General features: G+C 44.6%; 10 protein-coding genes and 1 riboswitch. Of the genes, 9 read left to right on the forward strand and 1 reads right to left on the reverse strand.

Annotated elements, in window-relative coordinates:
* The coding region (locus tag Q0J48_RS05075) for an energy-coupled thiamine transporter ThiT (RefSeq protein WP_296242238.1) at positions 1 to 314 on the reverse strand (314 nt) is incomplete at its 3' end.
* A gap of 33 nt (positions 315 to 347) precedes the next feature.
* A riboswitch (TPP riboswitch) is annotated at positions 348 to 446 on the reverse strand.
* 72 nt (positions 447 to 518) lie between these two features.
* Between Q0J48_RS05075 and Q0J48_RS05080 the strand changes: the two genes are divergently transcribed.
* The 9 genes from Q0J48_RS05080 to Q0J48_RS05120 all read left to right on the forward strand — a co-directional run.
* Positions 519 to 1,043 (forward strand): GNAT family N-acetyltransferase, encoded by a 525-nt coding sequence (locus Q0J48_RS05080; RefSeq protein ID WP_296242239.1) that lies wholly within the window; start codon positions 519 to 521, stop codon positions 1,041 to 1,043.
* Between the two features lie 4 nt (positions 1,044 to 1,047).
* The gene (gene def / locus Q0J48_RS05085; protein WP_296242240.1) at positions 1,048 to 1,599 is read left to right on the forward strand and encodes a peptide deformylase; all 552 of its coding nucleotides are present in this window, start codon (positions 1,048 to 1,050) and stop codon (positions 1,597 to 1,599) included.
* Positions 1,600 to 1,696: 97 nt separating this feature from the next.
* The gene (locus Q0J48_RS05090; RefSeq protein ID WP_296242250.1) at positions 1,697 to 3,481 is read left to right on the forward strand and encodes a ribonuclease J; all 1,785 of its coding nucleotides are present in this window, start codon (positions 1,697 to 1,699) and stop codon (positions 3,479 to 3,481) included.
* A gap of 52 nt (positions 3,482 to 3,533) precedes the next feature.
* Positions 3,534 to 4,370 carry a hypothetical protein gene (locus tag Q0J48_RS05095; RefSeq protein ID WP_296242242.1) on the forward strand — a complete coding sequence of 279 codons (837 nt, stop codon included), beginning with the start codon at positions 3,534 to 3,536 and terminating at the stop codon, positions 4,368 to 4,370.
* 24 nt (positions 4,371 to 4,394) lie between these two features.
* Positions 4,395 to 5,687 carry an FtsW/RodA/SpoVE family cell cycle protein gene (locus tag Q0J48_RS05100; RefSeq protein ID WP_296242243.1) on the forward strand — a complete coding sequence of 431 codons (1,293 nt, stop codon included), beginning with the start codon at positions 4,395 to 4,397 and terminating at the stop codon, positions 5,685 to 5,687.
* Positions 5,668 to 6,219 (forward strand): 16S rRNA (guanine(966)-N(2))-methyltransferase RsmD, encoded by a 552-nt coding sequence (gene rsmD / locus Q0J48_RS05105; protein WP_296242244.1) that lies wholly within the window; start codon positions 5,668 to 5,670, stop codon positions 6,217 to 6,219. Before Q0J48_RS05100 ends, rsmD begins: the two co-directional genes overlap by 20 nt.
* Positions 6,216 to 6,695, forward strand: coding sequence for a pantetheine-phosphate adenylyltransferase (gene coaD / locus Q0J48_RS05110; protein WP_296242246.1), 480 nt, complete (start codon positions 6,216 to 6,218; stop codon positions 6,693 to 6,695). The genes rsmD and coaD overlap by 4 nt, the downstream gene beginning before the upstream one ends.
* Entirely contained in the window at positions 6,692 to 7,375 is a 684-nt protein-coding gene (gene rnc / locus Q0J48_RS05115) for a ribonuclease III (RefSeq protein WP_296242247.1), read from the forward strand. The genes coaD and rnc overlap by 4 nt, the downstream gene beginning before the upstream one ends.
* The coding region (locus Q0J48_RS05120; RefSeq protein ID WP_296242248.1) for a PolC-type DNA polymerase III at positions 7,372 to 11,126 on the forward strand (3,755 nt) is incomplete at its 3' end. The genes rnc and Q0J48_RS05120, both read left to right, overlap by 4 nt.

Here is an 11,126-nt window from a genome sequence, read left to right on the forward strand (position 1 = left end):
AAGTTAGGAAACAGGCTTGCCAGACCGTAAGCTGCAAAAGCAAGCAGATAATCCAATAAGAAGCCGATCAATGTAGGCGTGTACATCGGTCCGGTGATGAATTGGGCAAAGACAGCTACGATCGCAACGGCCAATCCTTTTTTCCATCCCAGATGATAACTTGCCAGCAATAAAGCAAGAGTGGAGACCCCTAAACTTCCGCCGTTAGGCATCTGCAACATCGGCAACGTATTGATAAAAGTATCCAATACCATGAAGAGGGCAACATAAAATGCCATCAATACCAAATCTCTGACTGATAAATTCTTTCCCATAAAAAAACACCTCCATTTGAGGCGTAAGGAACTGTAAAAAAGGTTCAGACTCCCTACGCTAGAATTACCTAGATCAGGTCATAAGGGACTGGTCAAACCATCTCAGCCTTTTTGGCGCCCCTGTCTTGACCTTTTTATTATAAAACTTTTCAAAGGATTGTCAAAACGGTTTTCGAAAAACGAGTTCAATGATAGAATACGGGCATGTCAGAATCAAAACCAATACGTCAATGTACAGTAGAAGAAGCCAAGCTGGTTTTTTCTTTGATCCGACAAAGAATGCATTGGATGGATGAAAAAGGAATGGATTCTTGGAACCGGAATCATTATGATACGATCTTTCCTTTGGCTTACTATGAACAAGAAGCGAAACAAGGACGCTTATATGCCTGGATCGATGAAAACGATAAGATCATCAGTGCAGCCGTTCTTTTAGAAGAGGATCCGCGCTGGGATTCGCAGGAACCGTCCCTATATGTTCATAACTTTGTTTCGGATCCAAAGACAAAATCTGTCGGAAGTCAATTTTTAGAAGCGGTAGAACAGTATGCCCATACATTAGGGAAGCGGTATCTGCGTTTGGATTCAGCCCGAAACAATCTTTCTTTGGAGCGATATTATACGAATTTAGGGTTTGTTGCGGTAGGATCCTGCCAGGAAGGAGAGTACCAAGGGATCCTGCGCCAAAAAGAGATTCGTTGTCAAAACAGTGAAAATGGTTTAGAATAATCCCATGAAAATCAATAGTGAAACCATTATTCTGGATTCAGATCCAGTCTTACGAACAAAAAGCAAAAAAGTAGATTTGCCTTTATCAGCGGAAGATCAGGCATTATTGGAGGACATGCTTCAATATGTCAAAGATTCACAAGATGACGAGATTGCTCAAGAACAAGGGCTGCAGCCGGCCGTCGGGATCGCGGCGATCCAATTGGGGATCCCCAAACAGATGATTGCCGTTGTCGTTCCGGATGAGGATACAGTCTATGAAGCGGCCTTGGTCAATCCTAAGATCATTTCGGAATCGGTGCAAAATGCTTACTTGGAAAATGGCGAAGGGTGTCTTTCGGTCAAAGAGGAGCATCCTGGTCATGTCTTTCGTCATGCCCGTATCAAGGTCAGAGGCTATGATCTGACCCAACAAAAAGTGGTGACGATCAAGGCTGAGGGTTATTTTGCGATTGCTCTCCAGCATGAGATCGATCATCTATCCGGGATCTTGTATTATGATCGAATCGATCCGGAAGAACCATGGAAAGAAGATGCTGAAGCAGAAGTGATTTGATTTCTGCTTTTTTGTTGAAACGACTATTGGATTTTTTGATATAATTGATAGAAGAAGAGTACCGAAAGCTCAGAAAGAGGAAAATATGCCAAAACAGATGAATTCAAGTTTTGGGCATGCACAATCAAAGAAAACATATCATACCAAAAATCATGTTGAGAAAAACGACACTTTGATCTACGCCTTGGGCGGTCTGGGTGAAGTTGGAAAAAACATGTACTGTTTTGAACACGAAAATGAGATCTGCATCGTGGATTGTGGTGTGTTGTTTCCGGGAGACGATCTTTTAGGGGTCGATTATGTCATTCCGGACTATCATCATTTGATTCGCATGAACAAAAAAAGAAAATTTTTAGTTATCACCCATGGTCACGAAGACCATATCGGAGGAATCCCCTTCTTATTGCGGCAAGTCAATATTGATGCCATCTATGCGCCGCGCTTTGCCAAGGCTTTGATCCAGAAAAAACTGGCGGAACATAAAGGCTTGGAACGGACAAAGATTATTGAGATCAATGATGAATCCAGCATCAAGACCAAGTATTTCACCGTGGGATTTTTTAATACGATCCACTCGATCCCCGATTCTTTAGGGGTTTTGATCACAACACCGAATGGAACCATTGTGGAAACCGGAGATTTCAAATTCGATCTAACCCCGGTAGGAACCAATGCGGATTACCAGAAAATGGCGTATATTGGAGTTTTAAAACCGGATCTTTTGATGTCGGATTCCACAAACTCCGGGGTTGAAGATTTTTCGATCTCCGAAAAGAAAGTTGCCAATGAGATTCTTGAGATCATGCGCAAAACTTCGCAGCGTTTGATCGTGGCGACCTTTGCATCCAACGTTCATCGTGTGTCGCAAATCTTGGAAGCGGCCGTGAAGTGTGGACGAAAAGTCATCGTCTTTGGCCGAAGCATGGAAAATGTTGTAGATATTGGCCGTAAAATGGGAACGATCAAAATCAAGAATTCTGATTTTTTATCCCCGGAAGAATTAGCGCATACCCCAGATGATAAAGTTTGTATCATTTGCACCGGAAGCCAGGGAGAGCCTTTGGCGGCCTTGAGCCGGATCAGTAACGGAACTCACCGGTACATCCATTTAAAACCGGGAGATACGATCGTGTTCAGCTCGAATCCGATTCCGGGCAATGCGGCCAGCGTCAATAAAGTGATTGATAAACTGTTCCGTTCCGGAGCGACGGTCTTGACCAAATCGATCTTGAACAACCTGCATACGACAGGACATGCTTCGAAGGAAGAGCAGAAGTTGATGCTGCAGCTGATCTGTCCTCGTTATTTTATGCCGGTACATGGCGAGTATAAGATGCTGATGCAGCATCGGCAGACGGCCATCGAAGTCGGTGTGCCTAAAGAAAATATCTTCGTGTGTGCGAACGGGGATATCTTGATCCTTCGCAATCATGAAGTGCTTCAAAGTGACTGGCGATTCCAGGGCGATGATATCTATGTCGACGGCAATGATATCTCGGGATTGTCAACAGCGGTCTTGAAGGATCGCCGGATCTTGGCCGATAACGGTTTGGTGGCCGTTGTGATCGCTATCGATTCGAAATCGAATAAGATCTTAGCGCGCCCAGTCATTGTCAGCCGAGGATTCGTCTTTATCAAGGATTCACAAGGATTGATCCGGGAAGCCGAATTTATCGTGCACCAGTCCCTGCAGGAGAAGATGAAGGAAAAGACGACTTTTTCAGAGTTGAAAAATTGCGTGCGATCGACTCTGGAACCGTTCTTATATAAGAAAACGCACCGTAATCCAATCGTGATCCCGGTCATCATCAACTCTCGTCAAACGATGGAGGAGATCCAACAAAAACGCATGCAGAAGAAAGCACAACGGAAAGAAGCGTAGTCTTCTTTCTTTTCTTTCTTAAAACTGTGGTAGAATAATACATGGTGATGCGATGACAAGCCTGCAAAAAAAATTAGTGATCTTGATTGGAATCTTGTTTTTATGTGTGAGCACCTTAGCGGGCTCTCTTTATATGGCCAGTCAAGTCAATCCTAATCAACTACATGTTCGTTATCAAACAATTCGTGATGAGACGATTGGAAAGGATGCAGGAATCCTTTCGATCGTATATTTTACGGATCTTCAATATGGGACTTTTCAAGATACGAAACGGACAGAGAATTTGATCTCTACGATCGAAGATCTGGATCCTTCCATCGTGATCTTTGGAGGTGATCTCTATGACGATGCCTTCGTACCTACGCCCGAATCGAATCAGACACTGATCGATTTTTTCAATCGAATTGATGCGCCTTACGGGAAGTTTTCAGTGTTGGGAGAAAAGGACATCGATGAGACCCACAGTCAATCTGTACGGGATATCTATGCTCAAACAGGATTTGAGATCTTGGAAAATAAGCAGGTGCAGATTGCCAATGCCTTTACGCTGTGCGGCTTGTCTCCGAGTGCTGACGTCAGTGTATTAGCCAATAATCAACAAGGAATGTTTCATCTGGTGGTGAGCCATTATCCTGATAATTTGGTCAATGATGCCTTGACCAAAGATCAAGTGTCTCTTGCCTTGGCGGGCAATAGTCATGGCACCCAGATCACTTATCCGCTTGTAGGCGGGTATCGCCAGGTGGAAGGATCAAAGACCTTGAATCGTGCGCAAGGGGCTTCTGTACCTTTTTCTGTGATCATATCCGCAGGGGTGGGAAATACCCGAGTGGATGCCCGATTTAATGCGGATCCCGAGATTTATTACTTTTTAGTCAGTCAAGACTGATTTTTGAACCGATGAAAGGAATCTATGAGTACTGTCGTAAAAACGAAAAAAAGGACGATTAAAAGATCGAGCAAGAAAAGAAAAAAACAGATACCCAAAGAACCGTTTTGGCAAAGATTTCGCCAAGTCTTTTCTTTGCACCCAAAAAGTGATCCTTTGATCTCATTGTGTATTTTACTTTTGACGGTGTGCGGAACGATCATGATCATATCGACCAATGTCGGGGAAACAACGACGAATTCAAACGTTGTTTTAACGACGATGATTCGTCAGACGATGTATCTGATCGCATCTTTTTTCTGTATGTGGTTTGCGAATCGAATGTTTCGATTTAAATGGATCGCACGATGGGAGAATGCGATCATTGTGATTTCCTTTATTGCGATGCTTTTGCCGCTGCTGTTTACCGGTTCGGGAGGATCGTATGCGTGGATCCGTTTGCCAGGCGGGGTCACGATCCAGCCGGCCGAATTTGCCAAACCGGTACTGATCGTGATCTGTGCCACTTCTTTATATCGTGTCCACAAATATCCTCAGATGACGCAAAAATGGCAGGTTCTGTTTCGAAAGCCGATGATCTGTTATCTGTTGTTGATAATCGGGATCTTACTGCAGAGGGATATCGGGACCGGTGCGATCATTACGACGATCTTTTTTGCTTGTCTGATTATTCCTACCTATCCAGGCGTAGCCCATTTTCAAAAGGTCATCAAATGGATCTTTATGATTTCGATCTTGGCTTTTGTGGCTCTCTTTGTGGTCACCGACCTGGGAGTGGCGATCTTGGAACAAACTCCGTTTTCTCATATCGCAACGCGAATTGCGAATGCCAAGAATCCTTATAATGATGTATATGGTCAAGGCTACCAGCCGGCCAATGCCTTATACGGGATCGCCAGCAGCGGATTCTTTGGCAAAGGAATCGGCGGTTCCATGCGAAAATATGGATATCTGACACAGGCAGACAACGATTACATCTTTGCGGTGATCATGGAAGAAACAGGAATTTTTGGTCTGACTCTTTTATGCCTTTTGTATGGCTTGCTGCTCTATCGATTATTCTTTTATGCGTTTAAGACAAAGGAAATGGCTTATAAGGTGATCTTAGGAGGGACAGGAACGTATCTCTTCATTCACTTTTTCTTAAATGTAGGAGGAGTCTCAGGACTGATTCCTTCGACAGGGGTTCCTTTATTATTTATCAGTAGCGGGGGATCTTCTTTGATGGCTTGCTTCCTGACCATGGGAATCGCTCAACAATGCATATCGCAGATTCGGCTCAAGGAGATGAAATACAATGCGCGTCGTAGCCGGTAAATATGGTTCCCGGCGATTGGAAAGCGTGCCTGGGCAGACGACGCGACCCACTTCGGATAAAGTCAAAGGTGCCGTTTTTTCGAGCCTGGGCGGATCTTTTGAAAAAGGAAGGATTCTAGACTGTTACAGCGGGACGGGAAATATTGCCTTGGAAGCTCTTTCTCGCGGCATGGAAGAAGCGGTTTGTGTGGATCAGGATCATCGAGCCGTAAAAGTGATCCGTGCCAATGCGATGGCTTTGGGCGTTTTGAATCAAGTTCAGATCATCAAAGCGAACATTTTTTCAGCCTTAGATCAAATGAAAATGCCCTTTGATCTGGTCTATATCGATCCGCCGTACCAAAAAGAACAAAATGTGAAGCTTTTAGAAGCTTTGGATCGTTTGGAACTTGTTTGCGATACCGGGATCGTGGTCGTGGAAAGTCTATCCAGCCAAAGCTTTCCGGAACAAATCGGACATTTTACCAAACAACGTGAAAAAACATATCGAAATACCAAGATCACGTATTATCGAAAGGAGACAAGAGAATGAAAAAAGCCTGTTTTTGTGGAACGTTTGACCCTGTGACCCAAGGACATCTGGATCTTATTCAAAGAGCGACCCGTCTTTTCGATGAAGTGGTGGTCGTGATCGGAGTAAATTCCGACAAACATACAATGTTTCCCTTAGATCAAAGGAAACAGTGGCTGGAAGAAGCGTTGAAAGACCTTCCGCATGTCCGCGTGCAGGCACATGCCGGGCTTGCGACCGAGATCTGTAAAGAAATCAAAGCCGATATCATGATCCGTGGAGTTCGCAACGGGGTCGATCTGGAATATGAGAAAAACATGGCCGCGATGAATCATCTATTGGATCCTTCGATCGAAACGGTCATCCTTTTGGCCAGCGAAGATAAGATGCATTGTTCCAGCTCGAATGTGCGGGAATTTCTTCGCTATGGAAAAGATGTTTCACAAATGGTGCCGGCTTGTGTGGCTCGGGATCTGAAAGAAGGTGACCCGAAATGAAGCGATTTTCACAATGGTTAAACAATCAAGGATATCTGGTCCATGATGAAGGGATCTATGAGGAAGCGTGCACGCATTCCAGCTATGCGAACGAACACGATCAAAAAGGGTCCGATAATGAACGGCTGGAATTTATGGGTGATGCGGTCTTGCAAGTATGGAGTGCCGATCAGCTTTTTCATATGGAACCTAAGATGCGTGAAGGACAGATGACGACCTTACGAGCCCAGACGGTCTGCGAAGCCACTTTGGCGAAATTAAATAAAAGTTTAGGATGGTTCCAATATTTGAAATTAGGCGTCGGAGAAGAAAAAAACGGAGGCCGCCAGCGTGCCAGCATCTTGGCGGATCAATTTGAAGCTTGTTTAGGGGCTATCTATATCGATCAGGGATATGCCGCCTGTGATCGTTTGTTAAAAGAAGTGATGCTTCCGTTGTTCAAAGCGGAGAAAAGTGAAGATGTCAAAGATTATAAAACGCATCTGCAGGAGGTCATCCAGGCAGACAGCCGAAAGACGATTCAGTATAAATGCTTAGAGGAAGTCGGCCCAAGCAATGCCCCAACTTTTACAATGGGAGTTTATTTGGATGATATCTTGTTGGGAACAGGAACCAGTTCGACCAAGAAAAAGGCGGAACAGCTGGCTGCCAAAGATGCGTTTAAGAAAATGGTTCGATGAAAGGAGTAGGATCGATGGTTTGGGAAACATTTGCACATTTCTTACCAGAGGAATGGAAACCTTATTTTGATTATGCTCAGTTTAAAAAAGGGCCATTGTATCATGTAAAAAGCGAACATCTGGAAATTGTTTTAGATACCGAGGAAGTTCTGCCTTTTGAACTCTATGAGACATTGCTTCATAATCTGAAGATCCAGACACATGTGCATGTGGAATTGGCAATTGAAGCCAAGCAGCCTAAAACAGACATGGTCAATTTAGATCGCTATGTGGCTTATTTTGTGGAAAAAGAGCCGAGACTGAAAGATTTTCGTTTTCTTCATCCTTTTATGGAAAACGAGTCCGTGGCTTTTTCGACAAAAGATGAAAGCCGTCTGGCAAAACTCAATCTAGCTTTACCGGTCTTAGAATCTTTATTAAAAGAAGTCGGGATCGTCATGGATATGATCTGTAAACAGATCGAGGACGATAAAGCCATTGAGACTCAGCGAATCGAGATGCCTTTGGCTCCGGCACCCAAAAAAGAAGAGCCGGTGAAAAAATCATATCGCCGCCAGCCCGCGGTACAGTCTTCCATTGCCGATCTGCAAGTCGGCATGCGCGATGTCATGATCGAAGGACATATTTTTTCGATTGAGAACCGGGTCATGAAATCGGGCAAAACGTTGCAGATAATCTATATATCGGATTACGAAGATGCGATCGGGGCCAAACGCTTTGAAGGGGCTCGCTGTCCTGTAGAAGAGATCCAGAAGGTCAAAAAGGGCATGTTTGTGCGCCTGAAAGGGGAAGTGGTCTACGACAGCTATGCCAAATGCGATTCCTTCATGATCTATCAGTTTGAAGAGATCCAGCCTCCGAAGCGAAAAGACGGGGCAAAGGAAAAACGAACGGAATGGCATGTCCATTCGAATTTTTCGGAAATGGACGGTGTCTGTTCCATTGAGGAATATATTCAATGTGCCTATGACTGGGGAATGGATGCGATTGGAATCTGTGATCATCAAGTTGTTCAGGCTTTTCCGATGGCTCAACATAAGGTCAGCGCTTTAAACAAACAAGATCCAAAGCGTAATTTCAAAATGCTCTATGGCTGTGAGATGCTGATGGTGGATCCGGATTATAAGATCGTAATGAATAATGATCATCGCCGTTTGGAAGATACGACCTATGTGGTCTTTGACTTGGAAACGACCGGGTTATCGAACCGGCTGGATGAGATCATTGAATTTGGTGCGGTCAAGATGAAACATCGCGAAGTGATCGACCGTCTGCAGATGTTCATTGACCCCAAGCGGCCGATTCCCGCCAGCATCACGACATTGACCAACATTTCGCAGCGCGATGTGGATGGACAAAAAACAATCGAAGAAGCGTTGCATACTTTATTGGACTTTATTGGGGATGCCGTCTTGGTTGCTCATAATGCGAGCTTTGATGTCGGCTTTATGAATGCGGCTTGTGAAAAGTGTCATCAGGAACGAATCAAGAATCCGGTGATCGATACCTGGCCTTTAGCCCAGGCCATGTTGCCGGATGCGAAACGATATAATTTAGGAAGTGTATGCCGACAATATGGCGTCAGCTATGATGGCGAAGGGGCGCACCGTGCCGATTATGATGCCGAAGTTCTTTCCCAAGTCTTATGTCATATGCTCAATCGTTTTGATACGGAAGCGACCTTGGATGATTTGATGTTGAGTGATCCGCAAAGTTTTAAGAAAGTACGACCGATGCATGCAACCGTGTACGCAAAGAACAAAGAAGGTTTAAAAGAACTGTTTGAGCTGATCACTTTGAGTCATACCCAATATTTATCGACAGAAACCGCAGCCGGAGAACCTAGAATTCCTCGTTTTGAATTGGAAGCGAAACGGAAAAACGGCAATCTTTTGATTGGCTCTAGTTGCCAGAACGGAGAGATCTTTGATCTGGCCCATACACGGGATGCGCAAAGTCTGGAAGAGGCAATGGATTTTTATGATTATGTCGAGATCCAGCCTTTGGCTTGTTATGCCAACTTGCTGCAGATGCGCGGACGAGGAAAGGCGATCCAAAGTGCAGAAGATCTCAAAAAGATCTTAGGGTATATTCTGGAGGCCGCCAAGAAAAAGAATAAATTGGTGATTGCGACAAGCGATGCCCACTATGTACATCCTCATCAAAAACGGGTGCGTGACATTTATATCAATGCCAAGGCCATTGGCAATGCCAGACATCCGCTTTATATCTATGATGAAAGCATGCGTAGAGCGTGCAAATCGCCAGATCAGCATTTTTTAACGACGGAAGAGATGCTGGAAGCCTTTGATTGGCTGGAACCGGAGCAAGCTCACCAGATCGTGGTTACCAACCCGAATCGATTAAAAGAGCAAACGGAACCGATCTATCCAATCAAGGATAAACTGTATCCGCCGGATATTGAGGGATCGGATCAAAAATTAAGAGATATTTGTTTTGAGACTGCGCATAAGATGTATGGAGAAAAGCTGCCGGAAATCGTCGAAAAAAGATTGAATCGCGAACTAGACAGTATTATTGGACACGGATACTATGTGGTTTACTATATTTCGCATCTCTTGGTGAAAAAAAGCAATGAGGATGGCTATCTGGTGGGAAGTCGAGGATCGGTAGGATCCAGTTTTGTGGCGACAATGTCCAACATTACCGAAGTCAATCCCTTGTCTCCGCATTATGTGTGTCCGCATTGTCATCACTATGAGTTTATTGAGGATGAGGAAGTCAAATCTGGTTTTGATTTGCTGGATAAACCTTGTCCAAAATGTGGAACGATCATGCGCGGCGATGGTCAAGATATTCCGTTTGAGACGTTCTTAGGATTTGAAGGGGACAAAGTTCCCGATATCGACTTGAACTTCTCAGGAGACTATCAGGCCAATGCGCATGCCTTTACTAAAGAGATCTTTGGAGAAGATCATGTCTTCCGTGCCGGAACTGTAGGGACTGTACAGGAAAAAACGGCATATGGATATATCAAAGGCTACGAAGAGGAAATGGGGATCGAACCATTCTGTGAAGCCAAACGTGTCGATCTGGCCAAAGAGTGCGAAGGTGTCAAACGAACAACGGGCCAGCATCCGGGTGGTATCGTTGTGGTTCCTTTGGATATGGATGTTCATGATTTTACGCCGGTCCAATATCCGGCCAATAATCCAAATGCCGAATGGAAGACAACGCATTTCGACTTCCATCAGATCCATGACAATATCTTGAAATTTGATATTTTAGGCCATGTGGATCCGACCGCTATGAAAATGCTGGAGCGGATCACAGGTCTGGATGTGCGCCAACTGCCGATGAATGACCCGGAAACGATGGCAATTTTCTCTGGCTTGGATTCGTTAAAGATCGATACGACGCGATACAATGAAGTGACCGGAGCTGCCGGGATCCCTGAGTTTGGAACACGCTTTGTTCGCGGAATCTTGGAAAAGACAAAACCTACGACCTTTGCCGAACTTGTCAGTATTTCTGGTTTGAGCCATGGAACGGATGTTTGGCTGGGAAATGCGGAAGAGCTGATCAACAACGGGACTTGTGTATTGAGCGAAGTTATCGGGTGTCGTGACGACATCATGGTTGATTTGATCCAAATGGGACTGCAGCCCAAACAAGCATTTACGATCATGGAAAGTGTTCGTAAAGGCAAGGGACTCAAGGACGAATGGATCGAATCCATGAAAGCCAACCATGTGCCGGACTGGTATATCCAATCGTGTCAGAAGATCAA

Source organism: uncultured Faecalicoccus sp., assembly GCF_944325745.1.
Classification (GTDB): Bacteria; Bacillota_I; Bacilli_A; order Erysipelotrichales; family Erysipelotrichaceae; genus Faecalicoccus.

Coding starts and splice junctions, on each gene's coding strand:
- rnc (WP_296242247.1), top strand. CDS start 6,692: ATGAAGCGATTTTCACAATGGTTAAACAATCAAGGATATCTGGTCCAT.
- def (WP_296242240.1), top strand. CDS start 1,048: ATGAAAATCAATAGTGAAACCATTATTCTGGATTCAGATCCAGTCTTA.
- Q0J48_RS05080 (WP_296242239.1), top strand. CDS start 519: ATGTCAGAATCAAAACCAATACGTCAATGTACAGTAGAAGAAGCCAAG.
- rsmD (WP_296242244.1), top strand. CDS start 5,668: ATGCGCGTCGTAGCCGGTAAATATGGTTCCCGGCGATTGGAAAGCGTG.
- Q0J48_RS05100 (WP_296242243.1), top strand. CDS start 4,395: ATGAGTACTGTCGTAAAAACGAAAAAAAGGACGATTAAAAGATCGAGC.
- coaD (WP_296242246.1), top strand. CDS start 6,216: ATGAAAAAAGCCTGTTTTTGTGGAACGTTTGACCCTGTGACCCAAGGA.
- Q0J48_RS05095 (WP_296242242.1), top strand. CDS start 3,534: ATGACAAGCCTGCAAAAAAAATTAGTGATCTTGATTGGAATCTTGTTT.
- Q0J48_RS05090 (WP_296242250.1), top strand. CDS start 1,697: ATGAATTCAAGTTTTGGGCATGCACAATCAAAGAAAACATATCATACC.